The 15,606-nt window shown below is 45.9% G+C and carries 8 protein-coding genes; 5 read left to right on the top strand and 3 right to left on the bottom strand.

Translation table 11 applies throughout. The annotated features are described in order from the left end of the window. The first annotated feature begins 32 nt into the window (after positions 1-32). A complete protein-coding gene (locus HUW51_RS08960; RefSeq protein ID WP_185273633.1) occupies positions 33-2,462 on the top strand; it encodes an ABC transporter permease in 2,430 nt (809 codons plus the stop codon). Positions 2,463-3,178: 716 nt separating this feature from the next. Here the strand turns inward: HUW51_RS08960 and HUW51_RS08955 are convergent. From HUW51_RS08955 to HUW51_RS08945, 3 genes are all read right to left on the bottom strand, one after another. Next, on the bottom strand, positions 3,179-3,511 hold the full coding sequence (locus HUW51_RS08955) for a HepT-like ribonuclease domain-containing protein (RefSeq protein WP_185273632.1): 333 nt from the start codon (positions 3,509-3,511) through the stop codon (positions 3,179-3,181). Beyond that, positions 3,501-3,806: a nucleotidyltransferase family protein gene (locus HUW51_RS08950; RefSeq protein ID WP_185273631.1), complete on the bottom strand. Its 306-nt coding sequence runs from the start codon at positions 3,804-3,806 to the stop codon at positions 3,501-3,503. Before HUW51_RS08950 ends, HUW51_RS08955 begins: the two co-directional genes overlap by 11 nt. Positions 3,807-3,990: 184 nt before the next feature. Then, positions 3,991-4,968, bottom strand: coding sequence for a hypothetical protein (locus HUW51_RS08945; RefSeq protein ID WP_185273630.1), 978 nt, complete (start codon positions 4,966-4,968; stop codon positions 3,991-3,993). 384 nt (positions 4,969-5,352) lie between these two features. Between HUW51_RS08945 and HUW51_RS08940 the strand changes: the two genes are divergently transcribed. From HUW51_RS08940 to HUW51_RS08925, 4 genes are all read left to right on the top strand, one after another. Further along, the gene (locus tag HUW51_RS08940; RefSeq protein WP_185273629.1) at positions 5,353-7,767 is read left to right on the top strand and encodes an ABC transporter permease; all 2,415 of its coding nucleotides are present in this window, start codon (positions 5,353-5,355) and stop codon (positions 7,765-7,767) included. A 403-nt stretch (positions 7,768-8,170) separates the two neighbouring features. Next, complete coding sequence (locus HUW51_RS08935; RefSeq protein ID WP_185273628.1) at positions 8,171-10,579, top strand: ABC transporter permease; 2,409 nt, start codon at positions 8,171-8,173, stop codon at positions 10,577-10,579. Positions 10,580-10,726: 147 nt separating this feature from the next. Continuing rightward, complete coding sequence (locus HUW51_RS08930; protein ID WP_185273627.1) at positions 10,727-13,177, top strand: ABC transporter permease; 2,451 nt, start codon at positions 10,727-10,729, stop codon at positions 13,175-13,177. Between the two features lie 27 nt (positions 13,178-13,204). After that, complete coding sequence (locus HUW51_RS08925) at positions 13,205-15,604, top strand: ABC transporter permease (protein ID WP_185273626.1); 2,400 nt, start codon at positions 13,205-13,207, stop codon at positions 15,602-15,604. Positions 15,605-15,606: the final 2 nt, after the last annotated feature.

Raw genomic sequence — 15,606 nt, 5'->3', positions numbered from 1 at the left:
CAGTAGATTTTTAAATTTTTGTAAGTACGGTTATGTTAAAAAACTATTTTAAAATTGCCTGGCGTTCTTTAACGAAGCAAAAAATGTATGCGGCCATTAAAGTGGGCGGCTTTGCGTTAGGCATTGCGGCCTGTTTTTTAATTTCTTTATACATCCGCGACGAGCTGCGCTACGACCGCCACGTGCCGCATGCGGAGCGCATTTACCGGGTGGCAATAGATTTTAACAACCAGGGTGAGATTATAAAAAGTGTTCATTTTCAGGCTCCCTTTGCCAAAGCGTTAAAAGCCGATTTCCCGGAAATTGAAAAAGCAGGTCGCTTAATTGCCAGCGAACTTTTTGGGGCCGGCAACGCCCAAATTAGGCGCAGCGATAGGCTGGAAAACTCCTACGAAGAACACGTAGCCTTTGTCGATCAGGATTTAATAGATTTGCTGCAACTGCCCATGGTATACGGCGACCGGCAGCACGCTCTCGCGGAACCTAACACCATTGTTATCTCTAAAACAAAAGCCGATAAATTTTTCCCGAACGAAAACCCGGTTGGCAAAACTTTAATCATTAACGACAACACCGAAAAGCCTTACAAAATTGGCGGCGTAATGGCCGACATGCCGGCTACCTCGCACCTGCAGTACGATTTTTTACTTACTTTAACCGGGCTGGAATTTTTCCCGGGCGAACAAACCAATTGGCAAAACACCAATTACCTGACTTATGTATTGCTGCGGCCAGGAGCAGATGCCAAGCAATTAACGAAAAAATTAATCTCCGTTATTGAGAAAAACATGGTGCCGCAAATGGTGGCGAATGGTAACGTAGAGGCGGCAAACATTGTTAAAAATATTACGTTTAAGCTGCAGCCGCTTCTGGATATTCACCTGTACTCCAACGGCATCCGGGACACCTGGTCTAAGTACGGCGATATTCGGTTTGTGTATTTGTTTGGCGCTATTGCGGCCTTTATTTTAATAATTGCCTGCATTAACTTCATTAACCTGTCTACGGCTAAATCGGCCAACCGGGCCAAAGAAGTAGGCTTACGCAAAGTGTTAGGCTCTTACCGTAGCAGTTTAGTTAAACAATTCTTAACCGAGTCGCTTTTATACAGCGTTATTTCTTTTGCTGTTGGGCTTATCCTGGCCTGGCTTTTACTGCCTTATTTTAACCAACTAGCCGCTAAAGCGCTGGTTATTCCGTGGCAGGCCTGGTGGCTGCTGCCTACTTTACTTTCTGCGGCTGTGGTTGTAGGTGTAGTGGCAGGATTGTATCCGGCATTTTACTTGTCGGCTTTTCAACCGGTTAGCGTATTAAAAGGTGCTGTCAGCCGCGGTAGCAAAAGCTCCGGCACCCGCGGTTTATTAGTGGTTTTTCAATTTACTACTTCTATTGTTCTAATTGTCGGTACTTTTATCATCTACCGGCAAATGAATTATATTCTGAATAAAGAAATTGGCTTTGAGAAAGACCAAGTGATTTTACTGCAAGGCACCAATACGTTAGGCAATAAGATAAAAACTTTAAAAACCGAACTCCTGCGCTTACCTGAGGTAAAAAGTGTGAGCGTAAGCGATTACCTGCCCGTGAAAGATACCAAACGCAATGGCAACTCTTTCTGGAAAGAGGGAAAAGTTACCGAAGAAAGTTCTATTAATGGTCAGATTTGGGAAGTAGACCAGGATTACGTGAAAACCCTGGGCATGAAAATTACCGCTGGACAGGATTTCTCCCGCGACCTGGCCTCCGACGCCCAAGCCGTAGTAGTAAACCAAGCGCTAATTCAAAAATTTAATTTTGCACAACCCATTGGTCAACGCATTACCAATGGCGGCCAAACCTGGACGATCATCGGGGTAATTGAAGACTTTCATTACGAAACGTTTAAACAAAATATCGAACCCTTGTGCCTGGTGTTAGGCAATAGCCCGTCGGTAGTGGCGGTAAAAGTAAATACCCCGCAAATGGCTAACCTGCTGCAAGACCTAACCACCGTTTGGAAAACCGTAGCGCCGCACCAACCTATCCGGTTTAGCTTCCTCGACGAGTCTTACGCCCGCATGCACGAAGACGTGCAGCACATGGGCCAGATCTTTAGCAGTTTTGCGATACTGGCTATAATCGTGGCTTGCCTGGGCTTGTTTGCTTTATCGGCATTTATGGTGGAGCAACGCAGCAAAGAAATCAGCATCCGGCTGGTGCTAGGGGCTTCTACGTTTAACATTTTCCGGTTACTGACTCAGAATTTTTTAAAATTAGTGTTCATTGCCTTACTCCTGGCAGTGCCTATTGCCTGGTTCGGTATGCAAAAATGGCTGCAAGATTATGAGTACCGCGTTTCTATCACTTGGGATGTATTCTTGATTGCCGGGATACTAGCCGTTTGCATTGCGGTGCTTACCATCAGCTATCAATCTATCCGGGCTGCTTTTACTAAACCGGTGAAAGCTTTGCGTAATGAATGATATCCGAACCAGGATTTATGCGATTAAAGGCTCCTCGTGATTCAGTTATTTTTGATTTTCCATCTTTTTAACAGAATTAGAGACTCCGCTTAGATTTTAAGTAATGGTCATCTTCTATTTTCTGGCGTAAGTTTCCAAAACTTGGGTCTACTTATAATGTAAAGTCTGTGACTTTACTCCGGCTGGCGTCCGGATTAATCATCTGCTTTAACAAGCTATTAGAAGCTAAATTCTTTTAGAATAATTTAAGAATAAGAGTTTTCCACTGCTTGCTTTTAGAAAGATTTCATCTTTCTAGGTAATGGTGCTATCTAGCTTGAACAGTAACCAGTTTGCCTCTTGGCCGGCGGGCCTCGTTTGACTCTTTCGGGCTGGTCTAAGCTTCCTTTCCTCGCTCCGCTGAGGAATTTTGCTGCGCAAAACCGGAACCTTAGAAGGCCCTCAACAGCCAAACTGGTGTTAGTAGCATTTAGCTACTGTTTGATGATAAGTTGAAATCTTAAAGACAACCTTGGCGCAAGCCGTAGCGTAGCGAGACTTGTGTCTTCATAACAAAAGCTTGTCTCCCGACTGGCGGCAATATCTGCTAATTTGTTTTACGTGAGTCAGGAGACTTCCTTTTGCTCATGAAGCACCAGTGACGCTACGCTGAACACTGGCGCTAGTTTAAGGGAGCTTTTTATTCGCTCTTGAAAGTTGCCTGAAGCGTCCTGTTTTTACGAAAGCAACTTTTCTATTTCTTCTTCCAGTTTTGGAAGGTCTTTAATCACTATAGCCCAAATGATGTCTTCCGAAACAGTATCGTAGCAGTGGATTATTCTATTTCTTGTATTTACAATTCTTCGGGCATTTGTAATATTTATTTCAGGATGTATTCTTAAAATTCGATTGAGGGCTTCTCCTATTATTTCCAGATTTCGCTCAACTGCTTTCCTGGTTTTCAGGTCTTGCTGGAACAGGTGAAAGTCTTTTTCTGCTGGTAAGAAATCATAAATTTCTACTACAGACCTTTTAATGTCGGCTAACCATAATTGAATATCACTTTCCATAAACAAGTACTTTGGTTCGATCAATTTCTTGTTTGAGGAAAGGGTTTCTAATAGCTTTTTGTTCTAGTAAATCAACTTCTCGTTGCAGGATTTGTTCTAACTCAAATTTTAGTTCAAAGTAATGATCCGTATATTCTAAAGGATCAGGTGCATCAATATCTACCACTAAGTCAATATCACTATCGGCTTTAAACCTGTCGTTGGTGACAGAGCCAAATGCAAAAAGGCTTCTAACGCGGTGCTGCTCACAAAGGCTTTTTATTTGCTCCTTATAGTCACTAATTGTTTGTATCATAACTAAGTTTACGATTTTCGTTAATCTTTTTTATTCTGTGCTTAGTACTAACAATTCGTAATTTAACGAAGTGCGAAACTGCGGAGTAATTAATCTTCGGACTGAATTTATGTTAATAAAGTCTAATTAACCAATAGCTTGCATACCACTTTCATGTCGCGACAAACCGTGCTCTCAGTATTTTTTATTCCCATATACTAAACTTACTTTTGATTTCAAATGAATAATTGTCAGCATTTAAGTCTGTTTCTTCTTTAAACTCCTTAATCTTTTCTTCACTCCAAGACTCGAAAATATCAGGGGATATTGCCCAAAAATCGCTCCTATACGTCACAATATCACTAATTTCTTTATCAGCGTAAGTTTCATTAGCCTTAATTTTACTTAATAGGTTAGTAGTCCATTTACATGGGTATTTTGTGTGAAAAGAGGCTAACAAGTACGAATTATTTTCATAAGGAAAATAATTTAACACACTTATGACTATGGGCTTTGTTCTCGTGTAACCATATTTGTCGTACTCAAAAGTAAGAGGATTATTTTGGTCGAAAATAGAAACTACTGTTGAAAAGCATAATTGTCTTTCAGGTAGTTTTAAGTAAAAATGGTTGAACCTTTTCTTGTCTTCGAATAACTCAGACTCTAATTCAGCTTTAAAAAACTTCAAATCAGAAATTGCGAGCTCTGCTGGTCCTAAGTCAAAATAATTTGTTACTAAAGGGAAATGCTTTTTCCTAGTTGCTTTTATTAATTGAACGAGCTCTAAGTAAATCTCTTTTCTTCTTAATTCTAAACATAAAGTTCTATAAGCAAATAATGATTTAAGCCTTCTACTTTGAAATATGAGTTTATTATTTTCTATTTCAGAGAAAAAATCTCTGTCACAGCTTTGGCAAAATCCAGGAAAAATGCATGCTTCTTTTATACCCATTTTTTTAATAATGAGCAATCCTCTGTGTTCTTTATTAAAAAGGCTAGTTTTTTCTAGAACGTAAAATTTGTTCGTTGCATCAACAATTTTTTCTAAAATTCTCTTCCTCTGTAACACATGACTATTCTTAATTGCATATTTTGTACAATCTGGAATTAGACACATTCTTTTACTACAATAAATTTTTTGCCTACCCTCTTCGAGTTCTCTTACATAATGAATATTCTCCATAATAAAATATTGATAACTTTTAAGATATTTACCTAAGTTGTCTAAAGTTAGAAAATAGATAGATTATTAGACCAACTTACCAGGAATAGAACTTACCATAAAATCACCATAAAAACTTACGTTGTAGTCAATTACAAAAACGCAATACCTGCTAAAGCAATAGCAAGAACACTAATCACTGCTTACCTTTTACGCTAAAAAGAAACCTCCTTTAAAGCCCACTCCCCGCCTGTTTCAGAATCGAACAATATATTGTATCAAAACCGGACATTTTTAAATTTAAGAACAGTTTACACCTATATAACAATCTAAATTTCAGTGTTTTATAATCGTGGCATTTTTATTACGCGGTATTTTGTACCGGTCTATTAAATCGCTTCGGCTATGTTACTCAACTACTTTAAAATTGCTTTCCGAAATTTATTGCGGCACAAAGCTTTTTCGCTGCTGAACATTGCCGGCTTGTCGGTGGGCGTAGCGGTGGCTTTGCTGATCTTTTTAATCGTGCGTTTTGAGCTGAGTTTTGATACGTTCCACCAGAAGCGCGACCGGACGTACCGGGTAGTAAACGATTTTACCCACGAAGCCGGTAAAGATTACCAGGTGGGCGTACCGTTTCCGTTTGTGCCGGCCTTAAAAACCGACTTCCCGCAACTAGAAAAAGTAACTACTACATTTCAAGCCTATAATTCGCAAATCACGGTTCTGGATGAGCAAGGTGCTATTACCAAAAAGTTTAGAGAAGAAAACAGCCTTTTATTTACAGAACCCGAGTTTTTTCAAATTTTTGATTACCCGTGGCTAGCCGGAGATCCCAAGAAAGTTTTAGTAGAACCCAATACCGTTGCCCTCACCCGCTCTATTGCCGAAAAGTATTTTGGCTCCTGGCAAAAAGCTTTGGGCAAGTTTATTAAGCTCGATAACAAGCAATTGCTGCAAGTAAACGGCATTTTAAAAGATCTGCCGGATAATACCGATTTTCCAATACAAATAGCCGTTTCGTTCCCTACCCTGCGCAAGTTTATAGATGCCAATGAATTTACCAATTGGGGCAGTGTCTGGAGCAGCACGCAATGCTACCTGGTACTTCCGCCCAAGGCATCGCCCACGCAGTTTGACCGGTCATTAGCGTCTTTTTTAAAAAAACACAATTCCGACGACCGGAACCACACCTACAAACTGCAAGCTTTATCGGATCTGCATTTTAATACGCGCTACCCTTCCATGACGTACCGCAGCATCAGCAAAACTACGGTTTTATCGCTGGTGTTAATTGGCGCTTTTATTCTAATCATTGCCTGCATTAACTTTGTGAACCTGGCTACGGCGCAGGCTATTGGCCGGGCTAAAGAAACCGGCATCCGCAAAGTGCTGGGCAGTAACCGGGGACATTTAATAGTGCAGTTTCTCGGCGAAACTTTCTTTATTGTGCTACTGGCGGTATCCGTAGCTGTGTTGTTGGTACTAGCCGTGCTGCCTTTCGTGCGGTCAATTTCGAACCTGCCCGACGATTTTCAGCTGCCTTTATCTTTAGAAATGGTCGGTTTCCTGCTCTTTTTGATCTTGGTGGTTACAGTGCTTTCGGGCTTTTATCCGGCCTTAATTTTATCGGGGTTTCAGCCGGTGCAGGCTTTAAAAAGCAAAATGACGCTGCAAACCGTGGGTGGCATTTCGTTGCGCAAAGCTTTGGTGGTAATGCAGTTTTCTATTTCGCAGGTACTCGTAATTGCCACCTTGATTGCCATTACGCAAATGGACTACGTACGCAAAAAAGATTTAGGTTATAACCAGGAAGCCATCTTGCTGGTAAGCGTACCCCAGGACAGCCTGAGCCAATTTAAATTACAAACGTTAAAAAACCGGTTCCAGGCTTTATCGGCAGTACAAAAAGTAAGTTTGCATTTTGCGGCGCCTTCGTCGGGTAGTAATTCCATGACCAATTTCCGGTTTGGCAAGGCCACCGAAGACGCGCAGTTTCCGGTTAACTTAAAAGCCGGCGACGTTGATTATTTTTCTACGTTCCAGTTGCGCTTAGTGGCGGGCCGAGCTTATTTCCCCAGCGATACGGCGCGCGAAGTAGTGGTAAACGAGAAATTACTCCGCCAAGTTGGCGTGAAACACGCCCAAGATGCCATCGGCCAGACCATCCGCATCAACGACCGCAATTATCCGGTAGTCGGCGTAGTACAAGATTTTCACAATGTATCGCTACGCGACCCTATTGCGCCCACCGCCATTCTCGCAAACAAAAGCAGCTACCGGCAGGTAGGGTTAAAACTAAAACCCGCGAATGCGGACATGAAAGAAACCCTCCGGACTGTGGAGCAAATCTGGAACGAGACTTTTCCGGAGTACGTGTACGAGGCCAGTTTCCTGGATGAGCGCCTGGCTGAGTTCTACGAAGGCGAAACCAAACTAGCCCAACTTTTTAAAATTTTTGCCGCCATTGCCATTTTCATTGGCTGTTTGGGTTTGTACGGTTTGGTATCGTTCGTAGCAATGCAAAAAACCAAAGAAATCGGTATCCGCAAGGTATTAGGGGCCTCGTTGCCCAACATTGTTTCGCTGCTATCCCGCGATTTCCTGAAACTGGTTTTATTGGCTAATGTGCTGGCCTGGCCGCTAGCCTGGTGGGCCATGCAACGCTGGCTCCAGGATTTTGAATACCGCACCCCCATTGGCTGGTGGATGTTTGCCGTAGCCGGTTTGGGCGCCTTGTTGATTGCCTTGATTACGGTCAGCTTCCAAGCCATCAAAGCCGCCGTTGCCAACCCCGTGGAGGCGCTGCGGAGTGAGTAGTTTTTAAACCTTTGATTATTAGGATTGAAGGATGAACAGGATTTTTTAAAATCAATGAGGAAGAACTTACGCAGAAGTTATCGACGAAGGAACGAGCATCGGGACTGCCGCCGTTTGTGTATGCACAATCGGCTTTTTGATCCTTTGCCGCGAATAATGTCGGAACCTTGATTTATGAGATTTTAGGATTATCCGGATTATTTAGGCTTCACAAAAACACTCTAATGGTTGATTTGAAAATCATTTCCTGTAGTTGCGGTCTGTGCAGACACAAACCGCGGCAAGTCGTGGCAGAAAAAGTTTAATCCTAAAATCCTTTAATCTTGAAAATCTTGGTTCAGACAAATGCATCCGGTAATCCCAAAATCTAATAAATCAAGGTTCAGACTAAACCCCAAAGAGTATGCTTACCCACTACCTGACACTCGCCTGCCGGAACTTGTTCCGGCATAAATTTTACTCTTTTTTAAATATAGCTGGGCTGGCGATTGGTATGGCGTGCTGCCTAATCATATTCCTGTACGTGCGCACTTCCTTGAGTTATGATACGCACCACCGGGGAGCCAACAATATTTACCGGATAGTGGGCGAAGATAAAAAAGACCAGCAAAAATGGATGGCCTTTACCACGCCCATGCTGGCGCCTACCTTACAAAAAACTTTCCCGGAAGTAGCACAGGCCGCCCGCCTGCTGATTTTACCCGGCACTTTAATCGAGCACGACAACCGCCGGTTTTACGAAGACAACTTTTACCTGGCCGATTCCGCCCTGCTCCAAATCTTAAATTTACCCTTGCGTTCCGGCGATGCCCGCACGGCCTTGCACACGCCAGATGCGGTGCTGATTTCAGCAGATGCGGCCCAAAAATACTTCGGCTCCGAAAACCCAGTAGGTAAAATTTTGTCCCTGGATAAAGAAGTAAAACTTACTGTAACCGGGGTACTGGCAAAACCCACCACGCCAACGCACCTGAAAGCGGATTTTATCGGCTCTTTTGCGCTGGCCCGCAGCATGTACCAGGAACGGTTAAACGACTGGACCTGGCAGCAGTTTTATACTTACGTCCGCTTGCGGGAAAACACTTCCGCGCCCGCGTTTGAAGCCAAACTCGCTGATTATATACAAAATAAGGTACAACCCTTGCTCCAAGACGACGACATCGGGTTTAATTTTCATCTGCAGCCAGTAACAGCTATTTACCTGCGTTCCGCGCACCTGGAGTACGACCAGCCCAACCGGGGCAACAGCAATTACGTGTACGCCTTTGCCATTATCGCGGTATTTATTCTGGTAATTGCCTGCTTTAATTTCATGAATTTATCTACGGCGCGTTCATTAAAACGGGCCAAAGAAGTGGGCGTACGGAAAGTAATTGGGGCACACAAAAGCCAGCTCATTGGCCAATACCTCGGTGAATCTATTTTGCTCACTTTCATAGCTTTTACGTTAGCTATTCCGCTGGTTAGAGTAGTGTTGCCTTTCTTCAATGAGTTGTCCGGCGAAGTGCTGCAATTACATTTCACGAAAGATTTGCTGGTAATAGTTGGGTTGCTTTTGCTAAGCATTCCGGTGGGTTTACTGGCGGGCTTGTATCCGGCTTTTTTCCTGTCGTCTTTGCGACCTATTGCGGTATTAAAAAGCAATACTACCACCAGGGGCTACCGGCTTTCTTCGTTGCGGCAAGGTTTGGTAGTGGCGCAATTTGTAATATCAGTGGTGCTGATTGCCGCTACCGCTATCGTGTACCGCCAACTGAATTACCTCCAAAACAAAGATTTAGGGTTTGATAAAGAGCAAACTTTGGTTTTCCGAATGGAAGGCACCCGCATGCTTCAGGCCGCGGAACAATTTAAAATTGAACTGCTCCGCAACCCACACGTGCTAGCGGCGGCTACTTCGTACGGCGAACCGGGCGGAATAGCGGCCGGCGAAACCATTCGGCTGCGCGGCGACAAGAATAACCGGCACATTAGCATGTTTACCGTGGATTACGACTACATCCCGCTAATGAAAATGCAAATGGTAGCGGGCCGGCCTTTTTTTAAAAAATTTAAAACCGATGAGCAACAAGCCTTTATCCTGAACGAAACGGCCGTAAAAGAATTTAACCTCGGCACGCCCGAGCAAGCTCTGGGTCAGGAAATTTTCTGGGACGAATGGGAAGCACCCGACAAAGTAAAAGCCGGTAAAGTTATCGGGGTAGTTAAGGATTTTCATTTTAAATCCTTGCAGCAGAAAATAGAACCTTTCGTGATGCACGTGTACCCGGCCGCCGCCACCTGGATGACCGTACGAATTCGCCCGGATAATGTCTCCAATACGCTAGCAGACCTGGAAAATACCTGGCGCACCCTAGCGCCAGAATATCCTTTTACCTATCACTTTTTAGACGAGTCGTTTGACCAGATGATCGGGAAAGAGCGGAAGATGAGCCAGGTATTTACCCTTTTCTCGGGTTTAGCCATTTTTATTGCCTGCCTGGGTTTGCTGGGATTAGTGGCTTTCTCGGCGCAGCAGCGCACCCGCGAAATTGGCATCCGCAAAGTAATGGGCGCCTCCGTGCCGCAAATCATGTTGCTGCTTTCCCGCGATTTCACCCGGCTGGTACTCATTGCTATTGTTATTGCCTGCCCCATTGCCTGGTACGGCACCCACCGCTGGCTGCAAGACTTTGCCTACCGCATCGACATTAACTGGTGGGTATTTGGGCTAGCCGGTGTAGTGGCCCTGCTCATTGCCTTAATCACCGTTAGTTTCCAGGCGATCAAAGCCGCAGTAGCCAATCCGGTAAATGCCTTACGCAGCGAGTGAGTCGGAACCTTGATTCGTAGGATTATGGGATTATCAGGATGAAGGTGTTAAAAGGAAATCAATTTATTTCGGGAGTTCAATTTTTTAAATTTTATCAATCCAGGCAATCCCTTAATCCCATAAATCAAGGTTCAAAAGACTAAAAATATGCAATACATCCACTTTAAAATAGCGCTCCGGAATTTACGGCGACACCAGGTGTTTTCGTTGATAAACGTGCTGGGCTTGGCCATCGGCATTAGTGCCTCGCTGCTGATTTTTTTAATCACGCAGCACGAACTGAGCTACGATCAACTTCCCGACAAGGACCGCGTTTACCGGGTGGTGCTGGATTTAAAATTTAACGGGGAGGCAGGGCATAGCGCCGGGGTGCCGGCTCCTTTAAGCCAGACTATTCCAGTGGAAGTAACCGGAGTAGAATTAACCGTGCCAATCATGCATTTTCAGGGCGATGCTACGGCGAAGGTAACCATCCATCCAGGAAGCACTGGACAAGCCAAAATTTTAAAAAAACAGGCCGGTATTATCTTTACCAATCAACAGTATTTTAGTTTGCTGCCTTACCAATGGCTGGCGGGCTCGCCGGCTACGGCGCTGCAACAGCCTTTCCGGGTAGTGCTCACTCAAAGCCGCGCCCAACAGTATTTCCCGACGTTAAATCTGGCGGACATTATTGGTAAAACCCTGCGGTACAACAGCGATTTTACGGCTACGGTGGCCGGAATTGTACAGGATTTACCCCAGAATACCACCCTGGATGCCGTGGAGTTTATCTCCTTCCCAACCATCGCCGAAACGCACCTGCAGGAAAACTTTATGATGAACGTCTGGAACGATTGGATGGCTTATTCGCAGGTGTACGTGAAATTGGCCCCAAACAACCCGGCCGCTCCAGTGGCGAAGCAGTTAAATGCCCTGTTAAACAAGTACCACCCCAATGCCAACCGCCAACCAGGTAACGCCCTGCGTTTTGCCTTGCAACCATTGCCCGACGTGCATTTTAATCAAGACTACGCAGGGTTTAACCAAAGAGTAGCCCAGAAATTTATACTGTACGGATTGTTGGCCGTAGCGGCTTTTTTGTTAACGCTGGCCTGCATCAACTTTATCAATTTAACTACCGCTAACTCGGCGCAACGGGCCAAGGAAATTGGTATCCGTAAAACCATGGGCAGCTCCCGGCAACAACTCATTACGCAGTTCCTCACCGAAACCTTGGTGTTAACTAGTCTGGCGGGTTTGCTCTCGTTTGGGTTAGCGCCCGTTTTACTGCAATTGTTCGCCGATTTCTTGCCGCCGGGTCTGCAATCCGGGGCGTTGTGGCAACCGGGTGTGTTTTTGTTTTTAGCCGGGCTAACGCTATTAGTTAGCTTTTTAGCGGGTTGGTATCCGGCTTTGGTTTTATCTGGCTACGAACCGGTTAAAGTGTTAAAAGCGCAAGCCACCGTTACCGGCGCGCAAACCCGGCAAGTTTGGATTCGGCAAACGTTAACGGTATCGCAGTTTGTCATTGCCCAGGTTTTTGTGGTAGCCACCTTGCTGGTGGGCAAACAACTAAACTACGCGGTGCATACCGAACTGGGCTTCACCAAAGAGGGCGTACTTACTTTTAACCTGCCCCGCAACAACGGCATAAACCATCGCCAGCAAATGTTAAACGAAATTAATGCTTTGCCTACCGTAGAAGTAGCGAGCACCGGTTTTCTGGCCCCCATCGAAGAAGGCCCGGCTTTTACGCAAATTACGTACGCCCCTAAACCCGAGCTAAAAGATCCGGTGCAAATCCGCTGGGGCGACCCAAATTACCTGCAGGTGTATCAAATTAAATTACGCGCCGGCCGCAACGTGCGGGCCAGCGACAGCATTACCGAATTTTTAATTAACGAAACCTACGCGCGCCGCCTGGGCTTTAAAAATCCGGAGGCTGCCATTGGGCAAAGTCTTATTTTCAACGATAAAAAACTGCCCATTGTGGGGGTGGTGCAGGATTTCCACGCGGAATCCATGCACCGCCCGATTACCCCGGTGGTGTTGGGCAACAACAACGGTGATATTTTTCACGTGCGGTTAAAACCCAATTTGCCCGGTACGGATAATTGGCAACAAGCTATTGCGGGCATGCAGCAGATTTACCAGCGCATTTACCCCGGCGAAGATTTCGATTACCGGTTCGTAGACGATGCCGTGGCCAGCTTTTACCAAACCGAACAACGCACCGCCAAACTGCTCAACTGGGCCACCGGCCTATCGTTGCTGATTAGCTGTTTGGGTTTGCTGGGTTTAGCCATGTACACGATTCAAGCCCGCACCAAAGAAATTGGCATTCGCAAAGTGCTGGGCGCTTCGGTAAACAGCATTACCGCGCTGCTCTCCCGCGATTTTTTAAAATTAGTCTTGCTCGCCAATTTACTGGCCTGGCCCGTGGCCTGGTACGGTCTGCACCACTGGCTGCAAAATTTTACGTACCGCATTGCCATTGGCTGGGAAGTATTTGCTTTGGCGGGGGCAGCCACCTTGCTGGTTACTTTGCTTACCGTCAGTTTCCAGGCGATCAAAGCCGCAGTAGCCAATCCGGTAAATGCGTTACGCAACGAATAAGTTAAATTTTTAAAAAAATGACGATTTATGTTCTATAACTATCTGGTAATCGCGTGGCGGAATTTAATCCGGCACAAACTTTACAGTCTGATTAACTTGGGCGGCTTGGCGGTGGGTTTAACAGTTTGCATGCTGATTCTAATTTACGTGGCCCACGAACACAGCTTCGACCAGTTTCACGCGCAGGCTAACCAAACTTTTGCCGTGCACGAACAGTTAAAAATGGGGGGTGGCGAGTCGGTGCAGTTCCCGACCATGAGTTATTATACCGGGCCGGCGGTGCAGCAAAGTACCCCCGCGGTTACGGGTTATATGCGCACGCACCAGCCCCATAAAAGCGTTATTATTCAAAATCCGGCGGTGGCTAACGCTACTTTTACCGAAAGCAATTTCTTGTTCGCCGACGCCGATTTTTTCCGCTTTTTCACTTTTGAGTTGAAGCAAGGCAACCCCGCTACCGTGCTGCGGGAACCTTTAGCGGTGGTTATTTCCCAGAAAATGGCAACCAAGTATTTTGGCACCAGCAACCCGGTGGGTAAAACCTTACGCATTAAAACTGACAGCACGTTTACTTACCAAGTAACCGGCGTAGCCGCCCCGGCACCCTCCAACTCCAGCATTACCTTTGACTTTGTAGCTTCTGTGGCCAGCTTAAAAGTAATGCCGGCCACCGCCGAATTAGTAAAATCAACCCAGTTGCGGGGCGGGGATTTCCGCACGTATTTCCGGCTGAAGCAAGCCGCCGATACCACGCAGCTCCAAAACACCATGCGCCGGCTGGTGCAGGAAGACTCATTCGCGCAGGTGCAAAAGTTTGTTTTTACCGCCCTGCCGGATCTGCACTTAAAAGCCAACTTCGGCGATTTTACCAATTCCAAATACATTAAAATATTCCCGTTGGTAGCAGGTTTAATTTTGCTGCTGGCCCTTATTAACTACATGAGCTTAACCACCGCTCGTTCTACCATCCGGGCCAAAGAAATTGGCGTGCGGCAGGTGTTTGGCGCCAACCGCAAAATTATCATGGCGCAGTTCTATGTGGAGTCTACGTTGTTTGCGGTGCTGGCTTTTAGTCTGGCCTACGGCGCTTGTTACTTGCTAACGCCCTGGTTTTTAAATAAACTGCAATTGCAGATTGATACGGCATTTTTGTACAGCCCTACCTTGTTGTTGCTGTTGCTTGGCTTGCTGGTCTTTACCATTTTGGTGGCCGGCAGTTACCCGGCTTTTGTGCTTTCGGGTTACCAGCCGGTGGCTACCTTAAAAGGCAAGATGGGCAAGCAAATTGGGGCAGTGCGGGTTCGCCAGGTGTTTACCACGGCGCAGTTTAGCATCTCGGTAGGTTTAATGATTTGCGGCCTCGTCATCGACCGGCAGCTGTATTATTTCCGGCACACCGAAACCGGTATCAACCGCGAAAACGTGGTAATGATCCCGATAACCGAAATGTTCGGCAACCATTACCAACAGTTTAAACGCGAAATAGCCGCTTTGCCCGGCGTGGCCCAGGTAGCAACCGCCCGTTACCCCATGTACAAGGGGTACGACATGTGGGTAGCCAAAGGAAAAAACAGTACCGAAGATATTCTGCTGCCCGTTTTATCCGTGGATAAAAACTTTGTACCGACTTTAGGCATCCAGTGGAAAGTGCCACCTGTATCGCAGGATGTATTAAACCAACCGCAAAAAATAGTGGTGAACGAGCTGGCGCTGGCCAAATTAGGCTTGCCGGCTAACCCGGTGGGTAGTTTGGTAAACATGCCGGGCGGGGACGGATTTGAAGTTGCCGGCGTCGTAAACAATTTTGTTTTTGGCTCGCTGGTGCACGAAACCCAACCACTGGGCTTAGTACTGGCCCCCGATACAGCCAATGCTTGGGGCGCGGTAGGCGGGTGTTTGTTCGCGCGCATTAATCCGCGTACCAACCTGCCCACCGTCCTGGAAAGAATGGCGAAAACCTACCAGCAGTTCGACCAGACCACCCCGTTTACCTATACTTTCCTGGACGATGCTTTTAACGCCCAGTACCAGGCCGAAGACCGCCTGGCAAGCATCTTCGGGGTATTTACCGGCCTTACCGTGCTGCTGGCCTGTCTGGGATTATTTGGCCTAACCACGTTTACCATTACGCAACGCACCAAGGAAATCGGCATCCGCAAGGTACTGGGAGCTACTACGCTCAGCATTGTAACGCTTGTTTCTAAGAATTTCCTGCAACTGATTCTGGTGTCCATTGTGGTGGCGGCACCGGTAGCCTGGTGGTTTATGCAACAGTGGCTGCAGGATTTTGCGCACCGCATTACTATTAGCTGGTGGATATTCGGCTTGGCCGGTGGGGCTGCGCTGATAATTGCTTTCTTAACCATTAGCTTCCAGGCTATAAAAGCCGCCCTGGATAACCCGGTAGAGGCCTTGCGCAACGAGTAAAA

Origin of the sequence: Adhaeribacter swui (assembly GCF_014217805.1) — a bacterium.
In the GTDB taxonomy this organism is placed as follows: Bacteria; Bacteroidota; Bacteroidia; order Cytophagales; family Hymenobacteraceae; genus Adhaeribacter; species Adhaeribacter swui.
Note: the sequence above shows the minus strand (reverse complement) of the source record. Positions and strands in the feature narration are given on the sequence as shown.

What these genes read in the sequence shown, in the direction of transcription:
- HUW51_RS08940 (WP_185273629.1), top strand. Translation starts at nt 5,353, where the DNA reads ATGTTACTCAACTACTTTAAAATTGCTTTCCGAAATTTATTGCGGCAC.
- HUW51_RS08925 (WP_185273626.1), top strand. Translation starts at nt 13,205, where the DNA reads ATGTTCTATAACTATCTGGTAATCGCGTGGCGGAATTTAATCCGGCAC.
- HUW51_RS08935 (WP_185273628.1), top strand. Translation starts at nt 8,171, where the DNA reads ATGCTTACCCACTACCTGACACTCGCCTGCCGGAACTTGTTCCGGCAT.
- HUW51_RS08945 (WP_185273630.1), bottom strand. Translation starts at nt 4,968, where the DNA reads ATGGAGAATATTCATTATGTAAGAGAACTCGAAGAGGGTAGGCAAAAA.
- HUW51_RS08955 (WP_185273632.1), bottom strand. Translation starts at nt 3,511, where the DNA reads ATGGAAAGTGATATTCAATTATGGTTAGCCGACATTAAAAGGTCTGTA.
- HUW51_RS08960 (WP_185273633.1), top strand. Translation starts at nt 33, where the DNA reads ATGTTAAAAAACTATTTTAAAATTGCCTGGCGTTCTTTAACGAAGCAA.
- HUW51_RS08930 (WP_185273627.1), top strand. Translation starts at nt 10,727, where the DNA reads ATGCAATACATCCACTTTAAAATAGCGCTCCGGAATTTACGGCGACAC.
- HUW51_RS08950 (WP_185273631.1), bottom strand. Translation starts at nt 3,806, where the DNA reads ATGATACAAACAATTAGTGACTATAAGGAGCAAATAAAAAGCCTTTGT.